The 20524-nt window shown below is 36.9% G+C and carries 30 protein-coding genes; 25 read left to right on the top strand and 5 right to left on the bottom strand.

Annotated features, from left to right (window positions below; genetic code table 11):
- The first annotated feature begins 390 nt into the window (after positions 1-390).
- On the top strand, positions 391-1200 hold the full coding sequence (locus tag BW724_RS20625) for a hypothetical protein (protein WP_088076993.1): 810 nt from the start codon (positions 391-393) through the stop codon (positions 1198-1200).
- Between the two features lie 144 nt (positions 1201-1344).
- Here the strand turns inward: BW724_RS20625 and BW724_RS20620 are convergent, their stop codons facing one another.
- Positions 1345-1659 carry a hypothetical protein gene (locus BW724_RS20620; protein ID WP_088076992.1) on the bottom strand — a complete coding sequence of 105 codons (315 nt, stop codon included), beginning with the start codon at positions 1657-1659 and terminating at the stop codon, positions 1345-1347.
- A 605-nt stretch (positions 1660-2264) separates the two neighbouring features.
- Between BW724_RS20620 and BW724_RS20615 the strand changes: the two genes are divergently transcribed.
- From BW724_RS20615 to BW724_RS20560, 12 genes are all read left to right on the top strand, one after another.
- A complete protein-coding gene (locus tag BW724_RS20615; RefSeq protein ID WP_088076991.1) occupies positions 2265-2699 on the top strand; it encodes an NUDIX hydrolase in 435 nt (144 codons plus the stop codon).
- A 235-nt stretch (positions 2700-2934) separates the two neighbouring features.
- A complete protein-coding gene (locus BW724_RS20610) occupies positions 2935-3711 on the top strand; it encodes a class I SAM-dependent methyltransferase (protein ID WP_088076990.1) in 777 nt (258 codons plus the stop codon).
- A gap of 64 nt (positions 3712-3775) precedes the next feature.
- Entirely contained in the window at positions 3776-4288 is a 513-nt protein-coding gene (locus tag BW724_RS20605) for a GNAT family N-acetyltransferase (RefSeq protein WP_088076989.1), read from the top strand.
- A gap of 44 nt (positions 4289-4332) precedes the next feature.
- Positions 4333-4860 carry a histidine phosphatase family protein gene (locus tag BW724_RS20600; protein ID WP_088076988.1) on the top strand — a complete coding sequence of 176 codons (528 nt, stop codon included), beginning with the start codon at positions 4333-4335 and terminating at the stop codon, positions 4858-4860.
- Between the two features lie 54 nt (positions 4861-4914).
- The gene (locus tag BW724_RS20595; RefSeq protein ID WP_088076987.1) at positions 4915-5388 is read left to right on the top strand and encodes a GNAT family N-acetyltransferase; all 474 of its coding nucleotides are present in this window, start codon (positions 4915-4917) and stop codon (positions 5386-5388) included.
- 78 nt (positions 5389-5466) lie between these two features.
- A complete protein-coding gene (locus BW724_RS20590; RefSeq protein ID WP_088076986.1) occupies positions 5467-5940 on the top strand; it encodes an 8-oxo-dGTP diphosphatase in 474 nt (157 codons plus the stop codon).
- Positions 5941-6082: 142 nt separating this feature from the next.
- A complete protein-coding gene (locus BW724_RS20585) occupies positions 6083-6484 on the top strand; it encodes a VOC family protein (RefSeq protein WP_088076985.1) in 402 nt (133 codons plus the stop codon).
- A 258-nt stretch (positions 6485-6742) separates the two neighbouring features.
- Positions 6743-7123: a VOC family protein gene (locus BW724_RS20580; RefSeq protein WP_088076984.1), complete on the top strand. Its 381-nt coding sequence runs from the start codon at positions 6743-6745 to the stop codon at positions 7121-7123.
- A gap of 51 nt (positions 7124-7174) precedes the next feature.
- Complete coding sequence (locus tag BW724_RS20575) at positions 7175-7522, top strand: NIPSNAP family protein (protein ID WP_088076983.1); 348 nt, start codon at positions 7175-7177, stop codon at positions 7520-7522.
- Between the two features lie 66 nt (positions 7523-7588).
- Positions 7589-8143, top strand: a complete 555-nt coding sequence (locus BW724_RS20570; RefSeq protein WP_088076982.1) for an NUDIX hydrolase — start codon at positions 7589-7591, stop codon at positions 8141-8143.
- A 75-nt stretch (positions 8144-8218) separates the two neighbouring features.
- Entirely contained in the window at positions 8219-9520 is a 1302-nt protein-coding gene (locus tag BW724_RS20565) for a kanamycin nucleotidyltransferase C-terminal domain-containing protein (RefSeq protein ID WP_088076981.1), read from the top strand.
- A 285-nt stretch (positions 9521-9805) separates the two neighbouring features.
- Positions 9806-10441: an NUDIX hydrolase gene (locus tag BW724_RS20560; protein WP_088076980.1), complete on the top strand. Its 636-nt coding sequence runs from the start codon at positions 9806-9808 to the stop codon at positions 10439-10441.
- Positions 10442-10520: 79 nt separating this feature from the next.
- Here BW724_RS20560 and BW724_RS20555 read toward each other — a convergent pair whose 3' ends face one another.
- Entirely contained in the window at positions 10521-10787 is a 267-nt protein-coding gene (locus BW724_RS20555; protein WP_088076979.1) for a type II toxin-antitoxin system RelE family toxin, read from the bottom strand.
- A complete protein-coding gene (locus tag BW724_RS20550) occupies positions 10780-11010 on the bottom strand; it encodes a hypothetical protein (RefSeq protein ID WP_088076978.1) in 231 nt (76 codons plus the stop codon). Before BW724_RS20550 ends, BW724_RS20555 begins: the two co-directional genes overlap by 8 nt.
- 344 nt (positions 11011-11354) lie before the next feature.
- Between BW724_RS20550 and BW724_RS20545 the strand changes: the two genes are divergently transcribed.
- From BW724_RS20545 to BW724_RS20530, 4 genes are all read left to right on the top strand, one after another.
- Entirely contained in the window at positions 11355-11933 is a 579-nt protein-coding gene (locus BW724_RS20545) for a histidine phosphatase family protein (protein WP_088076977.1), read from the top strand.
- 299 nt (positions 11934-12232) lie between these two features.
- Entirely contained in the window at positions 12233-12988 is a 756-nt protein-coding gene (locus tag BW724_RS20540; protein ID WP_088076976.1) for a GNAT family N-acetyltransferase, read from the top strand.
- 114 nt (positions 12989-13102) lie between these two features.
- Positions 13103-13429 (top strand): antibiotic biosynthesis monooxygenase family protein, encoded by a 327-nt coding sequence (locus tag BW724_RS20535; protein WP_088076975.1) that lies wholly within the window; start codon positions 13103-13105, stop codon positions 13427-13429.
- A 149-nt stretch (positions 13430-13578) separates the two neighbouring features.
- Positions 13579-14178, top strand: coding sequence for a GNAT family N-acetyltransferase (locus BW724_RS20530; RefSeq protein ID WP_088076974.1), 600 nt, complete (start codon positions 13579-13581; stop codon positions 14176-14178).
- 110 nt (positions 14179-14288) lie between these two features.
- Here the strand turns inward: BW724_RS20530 and BW724_RS20525 are convergent, their stop codons facing one another.
- Complete coding sequence (locus BW724_RS20525) at positions 14289-14507, bottom strand: hypothetical protein (RefSeq protein ID WP_088076973.1); 219 nt, start codon at positions 14505-14507, stop codon at positions 14289-14291.
- Positions 14508-14875: 368 nt separating this feature from the next.
- Between BW724_RS20525 and BW724_RS20520 the strand changes: the two genes are divergently transcribed.
- The 7 genes from BW724_RS20520 to BW724_RS20495 all read left to right on the top strand — a co-directional run bounded on the left by BW724_RS20520 (position 14876) and on the right by BW724_RS20495 (position 18621).
- Complete coding sequence (locus BW724_RS20520) at positions 14876-15643, top strand: class I SAM-dependent methyltransferase (protein WP_268876183.1); 768 nt, start codon at positions 14876-14878, stop codon at positions 15641-15643.
- A 63-nt stretch (positions 15644-15706) separates the two neighbouring features.
- Entirely contained in the window at positions 15707-15871 is a 165-nt protein-coding gene (locus tag BW724_RS23840; RefSeq protein WP_176371510.1) for a GNAT family protein, read from the top strand.
- The gene (locus BW724_RS20515; protein ID WP_088076972.1) at positions 15862-16305 is read left to right on the top strand and encodes a GNAT family N-acetyltransferase; all 444 of its coding nucleotides are present in this window, start codon (positions 15862-15864) and stop codon (positions 16303-16305) included. The genes BW724_RS23840 and BW724_RS20515 overlap by 10 nt, the downstream gene beginning before the upstream one ends.
- A 167-nt stretch (positions 16306-16472) precedes the next feature.
- Positions 16473-16904, top strand: coding sequence for a DinB family protein (locus tag BW724_RS20510; RefSeq protein WP_088076971.1), 432 nt, complete (start codon positions 16473-16475; stop codon positions 16902-16904).
- A gap of 53 nt (positions 16905-16957) precedes the next feature.
- A complete protein-coding gene (locus tag BW724_RS20505) occupies positions 16958-17371 on the top strand; it encodes an NUDIX hydrolase (protein WP_088076970.1) in 414 nt (137 codons plus the stop codon).
- Positions 17372-17421: 50 nt separating this feature from the next.
- Positions 17422-18024, top strand: a complete 603-nt coding sequence (locus tag BW724_RS20500; protein WP_088078101.1) for a transglutaminase-like domain-containing protein — start codon at positions 17422-17424, stop codon at positions 18022-18024.
- Between the two features lie 72 nt (positions 18025-18096).
- On the top strand, positions 18097-18621 hold the full coding sequence (locus tag BW724_RS20495) for a dihydrofolate reductase family protein (RefSeq protein ID WP_088076969.1): 525 nt from the start codon (positions 18097-18099) through the stop codon (positions 18619-18621).
- Positions 18622-18705: 84 nt separating this feature from the next.
- Here the strand turns inward: BW724_RS20495 and BW724_RS20490 are convergent, their stop codons facing one another.
- On the bottom strand, positions 18706-19146 hold the full coding sequence (locus BW724_RS20490; protein WP_176371509.1) for a pyridoxamine 5'-phosphate oxidase family protein: 441 nt from the start codon (positions 19144-19146) through the stop codon (positions 18706-18708).
- Positions 19147-19304: 158 nt separating this feature from the next.
- On the opposite strand from BW724_RS20490, the gene BW724_RS20485 reads away from it, so the two are divergent.
- Complete coding sequence (locus BW724_RS20485; RefSeq protein WP_088076968.1) at positions 19305-20333, top strand: DUF2332 domain-containing protein; 1029 nt, start codon at positions 19305-19307, stop codon at positions 20331-20333.
- Positions 20334-20524: the final 191 nt, after the last annotated feature.

The following is a 20524-nucleotide window of genomic DNA, read 5'->3' as shown; positions in this document are numbered from 1 at the left end:
GTTGAAAAAAAGCCCCTTCAGTGGGGAGGGGGAAACTATACCCAAATACGGCAAATTAGGATACGAACACTACTATTAATACCTCAAAACAAGCTAAAAAGAATAAAATAATAAAAGAGTAAAAGATTGAATCCCCAAGGGAGATTGTGCGGAGTATCGCGACTTCATTCTTCTGGGGCAATCAAAAATTTTGCGTCAGAGAATCAGCACCTAGCCAAATAAAAGCCCGATTAGGCGATTTTTATCACCTAATCGGGCTTTTGTGTACGCAAAACTTCCGATTGTCCCCTAATAGAACCGTCCCTGCGTTTACCTGCGATTATAAAAATGTGTGGAATTACAAATAATATCTTTATCACATTTTTGTTAGCAGAGACAGGGGGATTTTCGTTGTTAATGGCTCGCAAAACAAATAAGTACCCATATTTATTACTCTTGGTCATACATACTGCATTACTGTTATTCGTCTTCTCAAAACAGCCAAAGAAGAGAGGACTATTGGCTTTATTGTTATCAAATATGGGTTTTGCCTTCATTTTTGATTATATCGTCGTTTCTTTTTTCCCAGGATATCGTTATCGACCAAAGGTGCTGAAAAACAAATACTTTGATAACATACTTGGAGCAACTTTATCACAGGCAGTTTATGTGCCCTTTACTGCTGTTTCCATTAGCGGATTGCGGTTAGGTTGGGGGGCTAAATTGTTATTCTCCCTGTACTTTTCTATCATAGAGAAGCTTTTTATCCATTTAGGGTTGTTTAAGAGGAAATGGTGGAAAACGCGTTTTACGTTTATGTTAATTCCGTTTTTCTTTTTTATCAGTGATGTCAGATGGAAGGGCCTACGGGAAGGAAATAAGACAATGAAGGCACTTTGTCTGTATAACATGATGCATATGACATGGGTGAATGGTGTATTTATTTTGGAAGTTTATCGTCTTATTCGTTTTGGCATTGGGAAGAACTATAAGTGGCAGGAACAGATGAAGATGGTGCCAGCTTATGGCATGGTTTATGGTGCCATTGGGACAGCTGTTGCGTTAAAAAACAAGTGGAGCCTCAAGGCGCTATTATTTGGAGTCGTACTTATCATGGATAAAATCCTAATAAAACTAGGCTTAATGAAGGTATATAGTATGTTCCCATTAACCATGGTACACATTGTAGCGATTCTCTCGAACCCCTCTGTTAGCTGGTAATCTTGCCCTTGCTCAACTTACAAGAAATGTAATATCTAACTCGAGTTACCCTCAGAAATCCTTTAATATAGCCATTTCTAATTTATGTCATGGGGCAATAAAGTTGCCCCTAAACAACATTACCTGGTAACAAGAAGTGCCGACCTATCTTATTTTCTCGATTAAAGAATTAACTCTTTGTTCTGCTTGTTCTTCTGCAATTGTTGTACTAATTATAATACTGAGGTTCGTGTCGATTTCTGCTTCCCTTCGTAAGAGGTAGAAAATGTTTGGTTTTTTAGCTTTTATTAGCGACACGACTTCAACTACTGGAATGGTATGCTTGTTATTCTGTAAACGAATTAACAAACGAAGTAAATTTCGAAATTCACCATAAGATTTTTTAGAATCTTCAAGAGTGTTTAGCATGGACATAAATTTATTTATCGTAGTCAATAAACTTTGATCATGTTGAGTCATATTAGAGCTCCCTTAAAAATAGAATGGATCAATTATAAACGAAAATAAAAGTACATAAATGAGACTTTCTGTTAAGAATGGCTGAGTAGATCATCACAACATTGGTGTTAGCTGGTAATGTTGCACACCCTCAACTTACATTTACTGTAAGTTGAGGGTGTTTTTTTTGACACAAATCCCGTTATAATGGGATTTTTAGAATTTGACTTGGTGAAATATATTTGGACTTAGACGACATTACCTGGTAACTAAAATGGTAACTAAAAAGGCAACTAAATAGAGATTTTTCTGAAGAATCAATATATTTTGCCTAAATTAAGGAAAAAAGTGTTAAAATTATTATGCTGTACCAACTATATTTTCATGTAAAGATTTAGAGGTTTGACGACGAAATTAACTTCTTTTGCAGCTGAGGCTGCGGATCAGAGACTAGGGAATACGGGGCCACGGATTACGGACCATCAAACCAGGAACCACTTTGTACCTTGGATCTGGACAATGGACTTCCCGACCAGGGACTTTGATTCCGAAATTCAGATACGTTTCTTGACCTTGAACAAGCAGCAACAATATAGTTTTACAACAATATCACTGGGGTCATTTAAATGTTTATCGTAAATGTGGAAGGTGCCATTCACCTTGATGGAAAATGGCTTATGATTCGTAGAAGTAAGAAGGAGGAACATGCTGGAGGACTTCTGTCACTCGTCGGTGGGACGTGTGAACAGGAAGGGAATTCTGCTGACATTCTCGAAAGAACGCTGCATCGAGAGGTGTTTGAAGAAATAGGAGTTGAAGTGGAAAACCTCAAATACGTCAATAGTTCCTCGTTTGTTTCGGATTCAGGACGTCATGTAGTAGATATCGTCTTTCTTTGTCACCATAAATCAGGCACCCCATACGCAAAAAGTACGGAAGAAGTAGATGAAGTGGTTTGGATGACGACCTCAGAAATCTTGAATCACGAAGAAATTCCTCGTTTTTTAAAAGAAAATATAAAGCTTGCGGAGAGAGTGCTCCATGAAATGCAGATGAAGTGATGCATTGCTGCAGTGGTGGAGTGCTGAAGTGATGTAGTGTTGCTTGCTGCGGGAGATGTCGTGCTGCAGCGATGTAGTGTAGATTGTTGCGGGAGATGATGTGCTGAAGTGCTGCATTCCTGCAGTGCTTGTATTTCTGCAGTGATGAAGTATGTAGTGTTGCATCGCTACTTTGATGAAGTGTGATTGTTTGCAGCGTGGAACAGTAATCTGAGATGAGGGGAGAGGCTCGATAATGGGAATTGATTTTCATAGTAAGAAGAACAAGACTTCCTATACAACCCGAGATGCGGATAAAACTTGGGTGGAAGCAATAAATAAATTGATCCCAGTAGAGGAGATTTCTAATGCTTTAGATATTGCTTGTGGCGGTGGAATTTACACGAAGGCACTGTCAGATATGGGCGTGGGTGAGGTAACAGGCGTTGATTTTTCCGAAGCGATGCTTGAAGGGGCAAAACAAAACTGTAAGGCATATAAAAACATTTCATTTAAACATGGGAATGCATTTGAGACAGGCTTACATAGTAACAAATATGATTTCGTACTTGAAAGAGCCCTGATCCACCATATAAAAGATTTAAACGCTTGTTTCAAAGAAGCGCATAGGCTATTAACTGATGGTGGATTTTATATTGTACAGGACAGAACGCCAGAAGATTGTCTCTTAATAGGAGATGAAAATCACATTAGAGGCTACTTTTTTGAACTATTTCCTAGGTTGGTAGAAAAGGAGACGAGTCGTAGACATAGTAGCCAACATGTTATGGCGGTGTTGAGGGATATTGGTTTTAAGAGCATTGAGGAAGTTAAGTTGTGGGAAACGAGGAAGGTCTATGAGAATAAAGAGCATTTACTAGATGACTTAAGGGAAAGAACGGGAAGAAGCATCCTGCACGAATTAGATGACCAGGAGCTGCGTTTTTTAGTAAAACATATTGATAATTCTTTAGAAAACAAAGGGACGATAGTTGAGAAAGATAGATGGACGATTTGGAAGGGTGTTAAATAAGTTTTTGCGAAAAAAATGGTGTGTTTCTATTAAATATTGGGACACCCTTGATTGGGGGGATATGATGTTCCTAGAATCAAAATTATTAAGACTTCGTTACACGTCGGAAAACGATTTAGACTTTGTTTGTAAATTAGAATCAGATAAAGACAATGCCAAATATATCTTGCCATGGTCTTTGGTTAAGCATGAAAAAGCTTTAGATGATGAAGATATATTACATCTGGTGATGGAAGAACGTGTAAGTAATAGATTAATTGGTTACATGATTATAGCAGGCTTGCAAAATCCAAATAAAAGCTTGGAATTTGTGAGAATTACTATTGGAGATAAAGGAAAAGGGTACGGAAAAGAAGGGTTCAAGGTAATAAAAAATTGGGCGTTCAAGGAGTTTGGTGCTCATCGTTTATGGCTAGATGTGAAAGTTAACAATCAAAGAGCGTATAACTTATACAAAAAAGAAGGTTTTTTCGTTGAAGGGACGTTAAGGGAATGTATTAAAGGTGACGACGGATACGAATCTTTGCATGTTATGTCATTACTAAAGAGTGAGTACTATGAGGAGGCAGATTACTAATAAGTCCGCTTATATAATGGACAATACATTGAGGAGATTTCACTATGATATATGTCATTAGACATGGACAAACAGACTTAAATAAAACACGTAAAATGCAGGGGAGAATGGGCTTGCCGTTGAATGAACACGGGATAGAACAAGCGAAGGTATTGAGGGGAAAATTGCAGTGTATACCTTTTGATATAGTTTTTTCATCCCCACAAGAAAGAGCTGTTCAAACAGCAGATTTGGTTACTGGCTCAAAAGTAGTAGTAGATGAAAGATTAGATGTTTATGATCTGGGTGAAGCTGATAAATTACCTATAGAGAAAGTGAAGATGGTTGGTCCATTACCTGATTCTACTGTCTATCAGGGTGTTGAAGATCCAAACAAATTTGTTGCAAGAGTGTTTAGCTTTATGAAAGAGCTTGAAATGCTTTGTGAAAAACAAAAGCTCAACAATATTCTCATTGCAGGGCACAGGTGTACTACAGGTTGTATTGGTGCTTATTTTAAAGGAATACCTAAGGACGGGAATGTGATGAAGTACTCCTCAGATACTGGTGATTATAAAACATATAGGTTTTAAAGTAGTGTATATCGAATCTTTAAGTAGTATTAGGAGAGGGTAGGGTTACTACAAATGTTAATTAGGAAAGCAGATATAAAAGATTGCTCTGAATTGAGTAATGTAGCGTACGAATCTAAAGCCCATTGGGGTTACTCAGAGGATTTTATGACTCAGTGTAAAGATGACCTAACGATTACGGAGGAAGATGTGAAAGAGAAACTAACTTATTTAGTTGAAGACAACAGCCATATAGTTGGTTTTTATTGTCTTTGTCTTTTCGAGCAATCGAATTCGAGTGTGGGCGATTTAGAAGCTCTGTTCATACGCCCGAGTGGGATAGGTAAGGGTTTTGGAAAAATGTTATGGGAAGATATTGTATCGAGGGCGAAAAAACATAATGTGTCGAGCTTTAAAATAGATAGTGATCCTTATGCGGAGAACTTTTACATTAGGATGGGAGCAAGAAGAATAGGAGAAGTAAACTCGACTGTTTTTTCAGACCGTAAATTACCGTTATTGGAGTATGTCATTCCCGTTACCAGGTAATGTTGAACTGGGGAAACATTACCTGGTAACGGAAAGTGAAGTGGGTGGACATATTAGGCAAGAAAGTGGAGGGCAAGTATGAGTGAAGAAATAACATTTAAGATTTGGACATTATGCATGGTTCAAAATGGAGATAAAGTTCTACTACTTGATAGACAACATGATAGTTTTAAGGGATTCATTCCTCCAGGTGGGAAGGTTGATTTCCTTGAAAGTATAGTAGAAGCGGCTATTAGGGAAGTTAAAGAGGAAACTGGATTAGAAGTAAGAAACCTAAAATATAAAGGTCTCTATGAATATGTAAATCCAGTTGCAAATGATAGATATATGATTTTTAATTACATCACAACAGATTTTACAGGTGAACTGCTTGAAAATGCTCCAGAGGGAAAAGCAGTATGGGTAAATATAAACGAAGCATATACTTTACCAATGCAGGATTCTATTAGAAGAAGATTTCCACTATTTTTTGAAGACGGAACATTTGAAATCCAGGTTCAATGGAATCATGAGGAAAATAAAGAGGGGAATGTCACAGTTACAAGAACATAACTTATAAATGTTTTTGGAATGTACAGGTTTTTTGTTTGGAAAAAAATGATTGTTGTTCTTGCTTTCAGGCTAAAGAAAGGCTTCTCCTAACAGGCGGGTAGCCTTAGCTTAAGGTTGTTGAGTATAAAGGAGGCTTATATGTATGTTTGAAAGAATTGACACGATTTGTTTAACCGTTAGCAATGTAGAAAAATCAAGTGTGTGGTACGAAGAATTAGGTTTTAAGGTAACCTTTCAGGGGGAAGGCTATCGAGTTTTATCCGTTGGAAAAAGTGAAGTACCACTCACGATCGAAGAAGGAAGTAAGGGTTCAAATAAGGATTTAAGAAAGACCGTAAGTATGGATTCAAGCAAGGCCAAAAGCATCGCCTATCATGAAAATCAAGCATATCCAATTTTTTTCACTAGGGATATCGAGGGTACATATAAAAAGCTTCGCAATAAGGGTGTTGAAGTAACTGAAATAAGAGACGATGGCGATAACAAATACTTCGACTTCTATGACTTGGATCATAATAAATTACAAGTGTGCTTTTGGGAGTAGTCGGCAATATAATGTGGCTATTTCTACTGACGGCCTGTTTGGCAACATTACCTGGTAAAGGGACAGGTAACGGGTGAAGAGGTCTAGTCTATCAAAATAGAGACAGTTTTTGCGTTCACTGTTCCCACACCCTCTTTGTAAACGCAAGAACCGTCCCTGCGTTTAGGGGTGTAATTCATAGTTTGCTAAAAGCAATGATGAATTTATCTCAAGAATTTAAGGAAGTGAATAAAATCAAAACGGGAAGAGGTTTTTCATATGGAACTTACACACACACGGTTGCTTGTTGATAACTATAAAGAGTGTTTTCTATTTTATAGAGATGTAATGGGATTTGAGGTATCTTGGGGGCATGAAAATTCCAATTATGCAGACTTTATATTTAATGGCTGTAAATTAGGGTTATTTGAACGTAAACAAATGGTTGAAGCAATCGGCGCAGAATATAGAACCGAGATTGATAAGAGCGACAAGGTTGCCTTGGTTTTTAAAGTGAAAAACGTCGAAGAATCTTATGAAAAATTAAAAGGTAAAGTCAACTTTCTCACTGAGCCTACCGAGCAAAAGGATTGGGGTATTAAAGTTGCTCATTTTCGAGACCCAGCTGGTTCACTTCTAGAAATTTATGAAAATATCTAGTCAACATTGTAAACGCAGGGACGGTTCTTGCGTTTACAAAAGGAGGACGCTATGTTTTATAGGAGAAAATATTATATTGTGAAAAGCGACTTTGTCGGGGAATTTAATAGGCACTTTAATCAAACTAATCTACCGAATCAATTAAAGCACGGGGCGCGTCTTGTAGGGCGCTGGATGAAGGATAATGGGGATAACACTCATGAAATCTTTGCTATCTGGGAGTATGACAGTTACGAGGATTATGTAGAGATAGAATCAAAGGTTAGGGGTGACATGCCTCATGTGCAGCGGGTCAAGGACTGGTATGAGAAGAATGGCGGGAAAGATTATATTTTGAAAAATCATATTTTGGAAGTTAGAAATGAAGCATTAGAGTCAACGGTGGAAGTTACCAGGTAATGTTGTGCAAAGGCAACATTACCTGGTAACGATGGAGTTACTGAGGAAAGAAAGTGGGGCAACAACATGGATAAATGGAAGACACTAAGTACAGAGTATGTACATAAAAGTCCATTTGGTAACATTAGAAAAGATAGTTGTGAACTTCCAAATGGGTTAGTGATCAATGATTATTACGTCAATGAATATTCAGATTGGGTAAACTGTGTTGTCATAACAAAAGACAATGAGATTGTACTTGTTGAACAGTATCGTTATGCGGGACAAGACTTTTTCCTGGAGGTACCTGCTGGAAAAAGGGAAGGTGATGAAACTCATGAAGAAGGTGTCATTAGGGAGTTAAGGGAAGAAACGGGTTACACTTCCTTAAGAAAACCAATGTTTCTAGGTGAGTTCATGGTAAACCCGGCGACCCAAAACAACAAAATAAAAACTTATCTAATAGTTGAGGCATATAAAGCATTTGAACAGGATTTAGATGATACGGAAGAAATGAAGGTGGAATTGTACGATTTTAATAGTTTCGGTGATTTGATAATGAATAATAAAATCAATACACAGTTATTTACGGTTACAGCATACTTTATGGCTAAAAACTATATTGAAACAATTGGAGTCTAATCATTTACTACAAGTTACCAGGTAATGTTGCGCAAAGGCAACATTACCTGGTAACTTAACGGGGTGACTTTATAAATGAGTGAAATAGTGACTTTTTCAGATGAAAAAATATTTAGAAGGAAAGTACATGAGGTTTTAAAGAAGCATAGAAGTTTAATAGAAAGCAAATTACCTTATGCTGAAATAATTCATGTTGGCAGCACTGCCGTGGAGGGTTCCCTAACCAAAGGGGACGTAGACCTTCAAGTTCGTGTGCCCCAATCTGATTTTTCCCAAGCAAAAGAAAGACTGAGGGAAATGTATGATGTTAATGAAGGTAGCAGTCAGACGAGTTATTTCTGCGCGTTTGAAGATCCAGATGAAATACTGCCTTTAGGAGTCCAACTAACGGTGACTTCTTCAGATGTCGACCATTTTTGGCTATTAACCAAGTTTTTCAGAGTACACCCTGATTATTTAAAGGAATACAACAAGCTAAAAGAGAAGCACAATGGAAAGAACATTGACAAATACAGGGAGGAAAAAGGGCGTTTTATTGAGGAAATATTTGCGTCGGATAGCTATCAGGAGTTCATCAACAGGTTTGGGGTAACAAATAATTGGAGCAAGGGCGATATACTGCCATTTCCAGCAGCCACATCAAGGGACGAAAAGATGGAAATGATAGACGAGATTACCGACCGGTTGTTTAAAAAATATGAGGGAAACATACTAGCAATCGGCGTTTATGGTTCCGTGGGGGCTGGGAGTGATGGACCATATTCTGATATTGAGATGCATGTGATTACCAGGGATGGTTTTTCCATCGAAGGTTATGAATTTATATACGATAAATTTAAGATTGAAATAAGTACGGAACAGAAGTCTACTTTTTTCAAAAAAGCAATGGAAGTTGATGAATCGTGGGCGATCACGGCAGGGGTATATATTAATATCCACGCCATTTTTGACCCGGGAAACATATTTGAGGAGGTGAAAGGTTATCCATTTAAAGTCTCTGATGAAGCGATGAAAGAAGTAATGCGGGAATTTATGATTTGGGAGCCGTATGAAACGATTGGCAAGATCAGAAATAGCTTCAAAAACGAAAATTTGAACTATATTCCTCTGGGGGCGAAGGACTTGGCTTGGCAGACAGCTAAACTAATTGGCTTGGCGAATAGGCAAATTTACAGTACGCGAGCGAGGACCTTTGAAGAGTCTCTGGCAATGTCCTCAAAGCCTCAAGGGTATGATGAGCTTGTGAAAAAGGTGATGGAAGGCAAGTTAGATAGTAAAGAGCAAATATACTCTCTTTGTGAAAACTTATGGGTTGGTTTGAATAATTGGTACAAGGAGCTAGGGATTGAATACAGGAGCGAGCAGCTACCTTTTTAGTTAGTTAGCTGGTAACTTTGCACGTGACCAACATACATAAATTGGTAATTTTAGTGTTAATGAAGCTCGAAAACCTTGCAATGACGCGGTTTTGGAATTTTGGAGGTGTGAAATAGTTTTGCTCGAAGTAAACATTAACTGGTAACGTTGGTGTTGGGGAAAAGTCTTGTCCGTCACCAACATTACCAGGTAACGTGTGTGATTTTGTGCGTCCTCAACATTACCAGGTAACTAGTGAGATAAAAATGAGTACGGGTTACATATGAAACGAAAGTGGGTGATTTTTTGAAAGAGAGTTTATCTCAAAATGACAAATGGTTGGAGTGGGCAAAGAGGATTCAATCGTTATCTCAAGCTGGCTTAACTTTTTCCAGAGATACGTTTGATCTTGAAAGGTATGAAGAGTTGCGGAAAATAAGCACTGAAATCATGGCGGAATATACGGATTTAGAATTGACGAAAATCAAAGATTTATTTGCGAATGAAGAGGGTTATCAAACTCCCAAAGTGGATGTGAGAGGGGTAGTCTTTAAAGATAATCAGATCTTATTGGTGAGAGAAAAAATTGATGATAAGTGGTCATTGCCTGGAGGGTTTTGTGACGTAGGTTTATCGCCAACCGAAAATGTGGTGAAAGAGATCGAAGAAGAGGCAGGTTACGAAGTCGTTCCAGCAAAATTTCTTGCAATACTAGACATGCATAAGCACCCTCACCCGCCACAACCTTACCACTATTATAAGTTGTTTATCCAGTGCAATATAGTTGGTGGAGAAGCAATGAGTGGAGTAGAAACATACGACATTGATTTTTTTAGCGAAAACAATTTGCCAAAATTATCTTTAGGGAGAAACACAGTGTCCCAAATAAAAATGTTATTTGAATTCCTAAAGGACCCAAGGAAAGAAACGATCTTTGATTAAGCATCTCAAAACTATGCTTTCGAATAGGCGGTGAATATTCTCAAATCCGTTTCTCTGTCGTTAGGTATGATGTGAGTTTCTACTTGTATATATCTCCTCTTGGCCCAATATCAATGACAATGATTACTAGTTGTTCATTTTGTACACGATACAACAAACGGAGGGAACCAATCCTAATTCGATAATCATCGTGATTAGACCCCTCTAATGGTTTTACATTAGGAATAGAATATGGATTAACACTAAGTTGGTTTATAACTTCTTTAACTTTATTCTTTAATTTTGGACTAAGCTTTTGATAATATTTAGCAGCAGGTTTTCTTATTTTCACATGATATCTAGTCATTAATCTCTTCCCAATTCAAAAGATCATCATTTTCTATATCACTTTTAGCCTGCTTTAATATTTTTCTTTCTGACTCAGTAATGGGAGAGTTATCTGCACTGACAATTATATTGTCTTCGTTATCTTTTTCAATAACAACCTTAATAAGGTCATAGACTAGCTTCGCATCTTTTTCTTTTACTTGGTCTACAAGTCGATACAGTTCTTCTTTACGTATACTCATGGATTTCACTCCTTGTATGGAGAAGATTTATTACTACTATTATACACAATAAATTTTGAGGTGATAAGAAGGTGTCAATCTAGTTAGCTGGTAACTTTGCACACGTGAAACATACATAAATTGTAAATTCCGGTAGTTATGTTGCTCGAAAACCTTGTCATATAGCGGTTTGTTATTGTTGGTGATACGAAACATATTTTCTTATTCGCAACATTAACTGGTGACTATGGTGAAGTGAAACATATTTGCCTATTTACAACATTAACTGGTAACTATAGGCCGTCCTTACCTGGTAACCATACGATAACGAAAAGCCTTGCGAGAATCATATTGGAGGTGGAAGAATGACAACCATTGGACTAATTAGACATGGAGTAACTGAGTGGAACAGTTTAGGGAAGGCACAAGGAATCTCTGATATTCCTTTGAATGAATTAGGAAGAAAACAAGCACTAGACATTGGAATTAGATTATCAAAAGAGGAAAAATGGGATATGATTTTTACAAGTGATTTAGGTAGAGCAGTTGAGACAGCTCAAATCATTGGAAGTAAAATAGATATCAATACTTACAATTCTGATGAAAGAATTCGAGAGATTAATTGTGGGAAACTTGAGGGAACTACCGAAGAGGAAAGAGTAAAACTCTGGGGAAGTGATTGGCGGAACTTAGACCTTGGCATGGAAAAGCATGACGAGGTTGCTAATAGAGGAATAGGTTTTTTACAAGAAATAGTAAAGACATATAAAGGAAAACGATTATTGGTTATTAGCCATGGTGCGTTAATCGGATTAACATTGCAGCAATTACTTCCTGAAAAATACAAGAAAACAAAAATTGATAATACTGCATTAACGATTTTAAATCACTCAGAAGGTACATGGGATTGTAGTCTGTATAACTGTACAAAACACTTAAAATAATAAACTACTATATGGCGTTTTACTGTCTATAGTTTTCTGAATTATCAGTACACTTCACTTTACCTGACTATCATTCTCTAAACATACATTTTAGTTTCAAAAATAAACAAAGAAGCAAAGTTTCGTGAACGCAAGAACCGTCCCTGCCTTATCCAGTCTGGCGATATGACGATAATTTATGGCGTTCTGAGGAAGTGCAATATCGTGATGAAAAACATGGGGATTTAAGAAAACAAATAACAGAAAAATTGGTTGAAGTCATGAAGGTGGAATATGGGGAAGGGAAATGATGATGTCTGATGAGTAATAAGAATATCATACAAAAAATTGAAGAACTATCAATAAATGCCCTTCCAGCTCTTCAAACACAAATGGTTGACGGCTGGATATTAAGATTTGCTAATGGGTATACAAAAAGAGCAAATTCTATTAACCCAATTTACCCTTCGAATGAAGAGATAAAAGATAAAATAGAAAGAATGAGCAAAATATATCGAGACAAGAACCTAAAAGTAGTTTATAAACTTACTACCAATGTGATCCCGGTGGACTTAGACAGTATTCTTGACGGGGCAGGATACAAATTAGAGGGATTAACAAGTGTACAATTGTTACCACTTAATAGAGTGGACGAAGTAGAGCCAGCGAGTAACGTTAACATTAACCATCACTTTGATGAAAAATGGTTTCGTGCTTTTTGTACATTAAATAATGTAAAGGCTACTGATCAGACTACATTAAAAAAGATGTTACAGAGTATCGTTCCAGAAGTTTGCTATGTATCTATTATTAATAACAGAAACGAACCTATTGCATGTGGAATGGGCGTTTTAGATGACGAGTTCATAGGGCTGTTTGATATAGTCACTGATATAAAGCATAGGAATAAAGGATATGCAAAACAGTTGATTTTTACGCTTGTTAATTGGGGGAAGAAAAATGGTGCAGAAAATGCATATCTCCAAGTTGTATCAACGAATCGTCCAGCCCTAAATCTTTATTCGAAATTGGGTTTCGAAGAGGTATATAAATATTGGTATCGAATAAAAGATTAATACTATTAAGTTAGTTACTAAATATAGAAGTATAAGAAATTAAGAGGTTAATACTATAAAGTTAGTTACAAATTAATTAAGTATATTAAATAAGTTGAATTGGAGGGACGAAACATGAATGGTTTTGCAAAAACTCCAGAACCACCTTATTATGCCGTGATTTTCTCTTCACAGCGTTCTGAGGATGTTGCTGGTTACGGGGAAATGGCGGAAAAAATGGTTGCGTTGGCTTCAAAGCAAACAGGTTTTTTAGGCGTCGAAAGTGCTCGTGATGAAGGATTAGGAATTACCGTTTCCTATTGGGATTCCTTAGAATCTATTAAGAAATGGAAAGAGAATTCTGCTCACAAAGTTGCACAGGAAAAAGGGAAATCCACTTGGTACCAAAACTACGCCATCAGAGTTTGTAAAGTAGAAAGACAAAGTTTTTTCGAAATGTAATCGGTTTTTATCAAATCATATCTATAACTCTTCAACATCGTCGCTTTCCACGACTGACGACGGCTTCCAAAACCAACTTGTGGATTACGAGGTTCGAAAAACTTGAAACTAAATTAGAAGAATTGAAGATTAAAGTAAAGAGGTGACATATGGTTAACTTTTTAGGAACGCCGAAAATAGAAACGGAGCGCCTTATTTTAAGGAAGATGTATATAAGGGATACTCAAGCTGCTTTTGACCATTGGTTATCAGATGAACGTGTGGCAGATCATCGTGTGAATGCTCCACACAAATCTATTTCGGAGACATCAGAGCGTGTGGAAAAAGTCATTAGTGGATATGAAAAAACAGATTTTTGCTATTGGGGCATTGAATTAAAACATAATGGTGTACTCATTGGGGAAATTGATTTTTATAATTTTGACAGCTCTACTGACAACTGTGAGGTTAGTTATTCAATTGGACACAAATGGTGGAATCAGGGATATGGCACGGAAGCTTTAAAAGCGGTTGTGGAGTTTGGCTTTAAGCACATGAATCTTCACAAGATATCAGGATCACATAACATGGATAATCCAGCTTCGGGAAGAATCATGAGAAAAGTTGGAATGGAGCAAGAGGGAATGATCAGACACATGATTCGAAATTATAAAAATCAATACAAGGACTGTGCAGTTTGTGGTATTCTCCAAGAAGACTATTTTCATAATAACGCCAATACTGAATCTTGTATTCTAAAAATTGGATGATGAAGAATAACAAATGTTTTAAATCAGGGGAATATAACCATCACACGTTTCTATTTTTAGTATTAATCGCCTTTTCAACATAAGAACACAGCTGTTGGAATTGATGTTCTTTATCCCTTGGAAGTTGCACCATTTCTTAACCATTTTTTATACTCGATTATTTCTAGGATAATGAGAGAAATTAATCCACCTAAAAGAAGCGTAAGGTAGTTAAATGTAGTGTTAAACAGTTTTTCAACACCATAAAAAGCCAACAAGACTATGCCGATATAAATGGAATTCTTAATGATGATCCCGACCCATTTAGCCCACAGATATTGTGCTAACATGCAAAAGCCTCCTTTACAACTCGCATAAATTTTGCTGCTGATAATTGCCAAGTCAAACCTCTGAACCCGTTCACTTAGTTATAGCCAACCCAGTATTTCTAAATAAAGTGTAACACATAATTTACCAGTTGTTTTGTTATAGATGGAAAAAACAAATTGAACGGACGAGACATTGAAATATATTTATGAAAGTATCAGTACCGACTATATAAATAAATCTATTTCTTTTTATGAAAGTTTATATATTCCTCTAAAAGCAACTACGATTTTTTCTCCAAAAAAGGTTTGATATTTATTTCTAGAGGAGGAGTTTCATCGCATTTAAAGAATTGATAGAAGACGAAAGCGGCAAAAATAAAATTGATAATGTGCAAAGAGGGGATAAGATGAAAGCTAGTGAAATATTAAATATAAATAAGGCTGGTTGGGAAAAAGCAGCAGAACGATTTTTCGGGAGAACGGCTCTTCCTGAATATGGTCCATTTGCTATGAACGAAGACAAACTTAAATTACTTGGTAATATCTCAGGTCAAAAGGTATTAGACGTTGGTTGTGGAAGCGGGCATTCTTTACAATACATGGGGAGTCAAGGAGCAGATGAATTGTGGGGATTAGATCTTACAACAAAGCAAGTAGAAACAGCAAAGGAAGTATTGGCAGACCAACAAGTCAAAGTATCCTTATTTGAGTCCCCAATGGAGGAAAATCCCGGATTACCAAGCAACTATTTTGATATTGTATATTCCATTTATGCGTTGGGATGGACGTATGATTTAAAACGTACGTTGACAAATGTCCATAACTACTTAAAGCCAGGAGGGATCTTTGTCTTTAGTTGGGAGCACCCAATACACGATCGTTTGTCTTATGAACAGTCCACATTTACACTCCATAAATCTTATGTTTTAGAGGGACCTGAGTACAATGAAGCTTGGCATAACAATGTTGTGACCTATCATAGGAAACTAACTACATATATTAATACACTAATAGAATGTGGCTTTACCATTGAAAAGGTAATCGATGATGTGGAGTTACCTAACACGCCATCTGAAGATGCTTCAAAGTGGTACTCAACACAAAAAGCAGAGTTAGTCCCTGCTACATTTATTATTAAAGCTTCCAAAAAAGGATAATTTCAAAGGAGGTTTAATCGTTTATCATAATTAGATTAATAGAATGGAAGGTGGATGGTGTTTTTGTTTCATTCAAATAATATTAGACTACGGAAAATGGAAAAATCAGATATCGAAAAGTATTATCTATGGAGAAATGATCTAGAAGTTACGACAACTACAAGTCCAATGCTAGACGTGTATTCTTTAGAGGAGACGAGCAGGAGGTATTTACCGAAATGGAACTAGAAACAAATAGATTGAAAATCATACCATGCACAGCTGACTCAGTTGTAATAGCCCAAGATCGTAATTATGATTTGGATCCACATATCACAAGCTATCTGGAGGAGTTGGCGGCGGACTCCTCTTTGTTATATTGGGGGTGTTGGTTTGTTGTGCGAAAGTCAGATGGTGAGGTGATTGGAGACATCGGTTTTAAGGGTAAGCCTGATAAAAATAAAGTTGTGGAAGTTGGCTATGGTTTGCTGGAGGAATATTGGAACAAAGGCTACGCTACAGAAGCTGTTGGCGCACTTATACATTGGGCCCTAAATACGCCTACTGTAGAAAGAGTAAAGGCTGAAACACTGCAAAATAATCATGGCTCGATCCGCGTTTTGGAAAAGTTAGGAATGAAAAAGGTCGGCGAAACGGAATCGATGTATTTGTGGGAAACCTAGTTAGCTGGTAATGTTGCGCACGACCAACATACATAAATTGGAATTCTTTGGCGGAAGTGCAGGTCGAAAACCTTGTTATATAGCGGTTTGCTAATTTTGGCACGAGGAAATATATTTGTGCGCAGACAACATTAACTGGTAACTTAGCGATGGAGGAGGCTAACTAGATGGACGCAAATGGATTTATATATGCAGCTAAAATGACTAACGCGTTGGCTAAAGAAGTTCCAGAAACTAAATGGGATATTCAATTAGCACCAGAGTTAGGAACATTGAGAAAGCTCTTTAAACATATGATTCGTGTAAGGGTTGTTTATCGTGACGGGTTGAAAACAGGGAGTGTGCAATTTCCAGGCGCAGTGACATCAGACGAACTTAGTTTGATAGATGAGCTAGAACGAAGTATGGAAGAATTAGTAGTTGAATTTAATCAAACAAAATTCGAGACAGTAAAAATGGGTGCGGAATACTTATCGGTAATGGAATTACTAGGTACAGCGATACAACACGAAGGGATTCATCAAGGACAGTACTTTGTTGCACTTAGACAGTCAGGGGTGAGCATACCTAAACAGTGGAGTCAGGACTGGCATATGTGATTTAAATTTAGGTCTAACTAGAATACGCTAAAACTTAAATAGGGGGCATCTTCATGCAACGATGGTTTGGCTCTTCTGGTGTCTGTATCAATGAAAACGGGGAGATTTTAATGGTGCTGCAAGGAACTCCTGATGAAGAAAAACGTTGGTCTGTACCTTCAGGTGGTAAAGAGAAAGACGAATCCTATGAAGCATGTTGTGTAAGGGAAGTCCATGAAGAAACAGGTTATGATGTGGAAGTTATCAAGGAAATTAAAGTGAAAAATGGTTTTTCTGAAGACATCAATATTTCTTATAAGGTCCATTATTTCTTGGTGAAAGTTATTGGTGGGGAACGAAGACTTCAAGATCCTGACCATTTGATATATGACATTGCCTGGGAAAAAATAGACGAATTAAAGGAACTGCGATTAAGTTTTTCAGAAGATAGAGAGTTCCTAATAGAGTGTATAAAAAAGTATTCTTAAAGTAAGTTATTCTACAAAATGAACAAAAGGGGGCGGGATTTTTGCAAAAAATGATATGTGAGTCTGACAAGCTAGAAGATTATTTGCTAGAGTTGGAAGAAGTGAATTATTCGGACCTATTGATAAGGGAAAAAGCAGAGGAGCTTTTTAACACAAGTCAAACAGAAGTGGAAAAAACGAAAGTAGCTTTCGAGTTTGTACGCGACGAAATAGCTCACTCTTGGGATATACAAGGGAAACACGTTACATGTACAGCATCTGAAGTTTTGGAACAAAAAGAAGGGATTTGCTATGCAAAATCAAACTTATTAGCATCACTATTGCGTTCACAAGGAATACCAACTGGCTTCTGTTATCAACGACTAATGTTGTTTGATACGCCAGAAGGAGGCTATTGTATCCATGCTTTAAATGCAGTTTATTTAAGCTCTCTAAACAGATGGATAAGGGTAGATGCTCGTGGCAACAAAAAGGGCGTAGAAGCCGAATTCTCATTAGACGAAGAAAAACTAGCTTTTTCCGTAAATGAGGAGCTTGATGAGAAGGACTACCCTGTAATTTTTGTGAAACCGAATATAAAAACGATGACGGTTTTAAAACAGAGTACGAATGTTATTGATATGTATAAAAATAAGTTACCTGAGTTTTTGTAGATGGGGGTATAGTGGTTTGACGTTACGGTTGAGATATTTGTACGGAACAAATTAACATCAAGGGGGGATATTATGAGAAAATTAGTTTTATTTATTGCGACCAGTTTAGACGGCTACATAGCCACAAAAGATGAGTCGTTAGATTGGTTATTTAAGGTTGATGGAGAAGGTGACAATGGCTATTCAGAGTTTTATGAAACTGTTGATACGATACTAATGGGCAGAAAAACTTATGACTGGATTATTCAACAGGGGATAGGAGAATTCCCATATAAAGACAAAGAGTGTTATGTCTTTTCAAGGTCTCCAATCGAGGATAACGAAAATGTTAGTTTTATCAATGAAAATATCACTAGTTTTACACAGGAACTAATAAAACAGGGTGGCAAAAATATTTGGATTGTTGGTGGTGGAGAATTGCTACACTCTTTTTTAAAAGAAAAGATGGTCGATGAAATGATTGTAACAATTGCTCCTACTATAATTGGAAATGGAATACCACTATTTAAAGAAGGTAAATTAAAGTTAGATCTAAAATTAAAAGGTACAAGAACCTATAATCAATTCGTAGAACTGCATTATGAAGTGAAAAAGTAAACACACCAAATGGAGGAGTGTTATTTACATATATTTGCTTTCGTTTTGGGATATGGAGAACTCCCAATTAAGAATGTGAAGAATTTACGGTAGTTGATAAGATTGGTCCCGAACAACGACCGTCTTAGGCTCAAAGCAAATCAAAACGTTACTATCATCTAGGTTCTTGAATCTCGGATCCCATTTCTCAATATCTGGACCTAAATATCGAGATAATAATGGAGTTGCTATATTTTTATCGAAAGGCTTAACAGTTGCGACGCCTCTAAAACCAGCATGTAGAAACATACCTGTATTTATATCAAAATCAACAATTCCGATAGCACACTTGGGATTTCTTCTAATCCTATCAGGAAATGTGTCCTTTGCCGTCCCAATAATCCAAATCATTTCATCTTTCCAGTAAAACCAAACAGGTGAATCTTTTGGTGTATCGCCATCCACAGTTGATAAATGTGCAACTAATGGCTTTGTAAGAAATGCTTCTAAATCAAAACTTCTACCTGTGTCTCTAATAATTTGCATCAAACTTCACCTCGATTAGACATTTTAAGTGTTCTAACTGCGCTTCTCATTTTAACATACATTACCATTTTGGGGGGCGTAGAAGAGGAAAGGTTTACCTTATGAAAACGTGTAGCTATTTACGCCATTAAAAAAGACTGTAGGGGAGGTGAAGACATATGACTAACCAAAATCTATCTACAAGATTTAAGAACTTTGCAATGAAAGAGTGCAAGGGATCAAGTGACCTTTATGAATTTTTATCACTAAAGATTTCAGAAGATACTGACATCATTGAATTGTGTAAGGAGGCCCGCCCTGGCCAACCCATATCTAATTTGTTGTTTGGAGCAGTTCATTTTCTACTATTGAAGGGAATTGATCATCAACTCAAAGAATATTATCCTAGTTTGACAGAAGTTCCAAGACAATTCGATGGGGAGATCTTCACTCATTTTAAAGAATTCTGTACGGAGTTTAGGGAGGAAATTATTACTCTATTAAAAACAAGATTGGTTCAAACGAACGAGGTGAGACGTTGTGCATATCTCTTTCCCATATTTTCATTCATTCATAACAAAGCGAAAAAACCTCTATCTCTGATTGAGATTGGAACAAGTGCTGGCCTACAACTTAATTGGGATAAATATAGTTATTCTTATGGGACAGATGAGCATTATGGTAACAAAAATTCAACTGTACATATTACTTCACAGATAATAGGAGGAACTGATCTATCATTTTATCCAACGATTCCTCCCGTAGCATCACGAGTTGGAATAGATCTACATGTTAGTGACTTAACAAATGATGAAGACTACCTATGGTTAAAATCTCTTATTTGGCCTGAACATAGGGATAGGAGAGTGTTATTCGAGAAAGCAGCTTCATGTTTTATGAAAAATCAAGTGGAACTTGTGGAAGGGGATGGAGTGGCTCTTTTAGAGAAGATTGTCGACACACTTCCAAAGGATACAGCAATTTGTATTTTTCATACGCATGTGGCAAATCAAATGCCTGATGTCACAAAAGTGGATTTGTTAAGTAAGGTCAAAAAAGTGGGAAGCAAGAGAGATGTTTTTCATCTGTATAATAATATATGGGATAGTAAACTACATCTCGATTATTATCTTGATGGTGTGGAATATCATCAAACCATTGGAGATACAGATGGACATGGGAGATGGTTTGACCTAGTTAGCTGGTAATGTTGCGCATACTCAACATACAAAAAGTGTAAAAAATGTCTGCGTTACCCACTAAAAAACCTTGTTAAATCAACGTTTCTAAATATTGATCACAGGAAATAAAGTTGCTCGCAAACAACATTAACTGGTAACATACAGCGCGGAAAATACAAAGATATTGAATGACGAGTTGCAAAATGCAGCTCGTTTTT

The organism is Litchfieldia alkalitelluris (assembly GCF_002153425.1).
GTDB classification, from domain to species: domain Bacteria; phylum Bacillota; class Bacilli; order Bacillales; family Salisediminibacteriaceae; genus Evansella; species Evansella alkalicola.
The sequence above is the reverse complement of the archived record's forward strand: the minus strand, read 5'-3'. Positions and strand labels throughout refer to the sequence as shown.

Coding starts and splice junctions, on each gene's coding strand:
- BW724_RS20620 (WP_088076992.1), bottom strand. CDS start 1,659: ATGACTCAACATGATCAAAGTTTATTGACTACGATAAATAAATTTATG.
- BW724_RS20615 (WP_088076991.1), top strand. CDS start 2,265: ATGTTTATCGTAAATGTGGAAGGTGCCATTCACCTTGATGGAAAATGG.
- BW724_RS20610 (WP_088076990.1), top strand. CDS start 2,935: ATGGGAATTGATTTTCATAGTAAGAAGAACAAGACTTCCTATACAACC.
- BW724_RS20605 (WP_088076989.1), top strand. CDS start 3,776: ATGTTCCTAGAATCAAAATTATTAAGACTTCGTTACACGTCGGAAAAC.
- BW724_RS20600 (WP_088076988.1), top strand. CDS start 4,333: ATGATATATGTCATTAGACATGGACAAACAGACTTAAATAAAACACGT.
- BW724_RS20595 (WP_088076987.1), top strand. CDS start 4,915: ATGTTAATTAGGAAAGCAGATATAAAAGATTGCTCTGAATTGAGTAAT.
- BW724_RS20590 (WP_088076986.1), top strand. CDS start 5,467: ATGAGTGAAGAAATAACATTTAAGATTTGGACATTATGCATGGTTCAA.
- BW724_RS20585 (WP_088076985.1), top strand. CDS start 6,083: ATGTTTGAAAGAATTGACACGATTTGTTTAACCGTTAGCAATGTAGAA.
- BW724_RS20580 (WP_088076984.1), top strand. CDS start 6,743: ATGGAACTTACACACACACGGTTGCTTGTTGATAACTATAAAGAGTGT.
- BW724_RS20575 (WP_088076983.1), top strand. CDS start 7,175: ATGTTTTATAGGAGAAAATATTATATTGTGAAAAGCGACTTTGTCGGG.
- BW724_RS20570 (WP_088076982.1), top strand. CDS start 7,589: ATGGATAAATGGAAGACACTAAGTACAGAGTATGTACATAAAAGTCCA.
- BW724_RS20565 (WP_088076981.1), top strand. CDS start 8,219: ATGAGTGAAATAGTGACTTTTTCAGATGAAAAAATATTTAGAAGGAAA.
- BW724_RS20555 (WP_088076979.1), bottom strand. CDS start 10,787: ATGACTAGATATCATGTGAAAATAAGAAAACCTGCTGCTAAATATTAT.
- BW724_RS20550 (WP_088076978.1), bottom strand. CDS start 11,010: ATGAGTATACGTAAAGAAGAACTGTATCGACTTGTAGACCAAGTAAAA.
- BW724_RS20545 (WP_088076977.1), top strand. CDS start 11,355: ATGACAACCATTGGACTAATTAGACATGGAGTAACTGAGTGGAACAGT.
- BW724_RS20540 (WP_088076976.1), top strand. CDS start 12,233: ATGAGTAATAAGAATATCATACAAAAAATTGAAGAACTATCAATAAAT.
- BW724_RS20535 (WP_088076975.1), top strand. CDS start 13,103: ATGAATGGTTTTGCAAAAACTCCAGAACCACCTTATTATGCCGTGATT.
- BW724_RS20530 (WP_088076974.1), top strand. CDS start 13,579: ATGGTTAACTTTTTAGGAACGCCGAAAATAGAAACGGAGCGCCTTATT.
- BW724_RS20525 (WP_088076973.1), bottom strand. CDS start 14,507: ATGTTAGCACAATATCTGTGGGCTAAATGGGTCGGGATCATCATTAAG.
- BW724_RS20515 (WP_088076972.1), top strand. CDS start 15,862: ATGGAACTAGAAACAAATAGATTGAAAATCATACCATGCACAGCTGAC.
- BW724_RS20510 (WP_088076971.1), top strand. CDS start 16,473: ATGGACGCAAATGGATTTATATATGCAGCTAAAATGACTAACGCGTTG.
- BW724_RS20505 (WP_088076970.1), top strand. CDS start 16,958: ATGCAACGATGGTTTGGCTCTTCTGGTGTCTGTATCAATGAAAACGGG.
- BW724_RS20500 (WP_088078101.1), top strand. CDS start 17,422: ATGATATGTGAGTCTGACAAGCTAGAAGATTATTTGCTAGAGTTGGAA.
- BW724_RS20495 (WP_088076969.1), top strand. CDS start 18,097: ATGAGAAAATTAGTTTTATTTATTGCGACCAGTTTAGACGGCTACATA.
- BW724_RS20490 (WP_176371509.1), bottom strand. CDS start 19,146: ATGCAAATTATTAGAGACACAGGTAGAAGTTTTGATTTAGAAGCATTT.
- BW724_RS20485 (WP_088076968.1), top strand. CDS start 19,305: ATGACTAACCAAAATCTATCTACAAGATTTAAGAACTTTGCAATGAAA.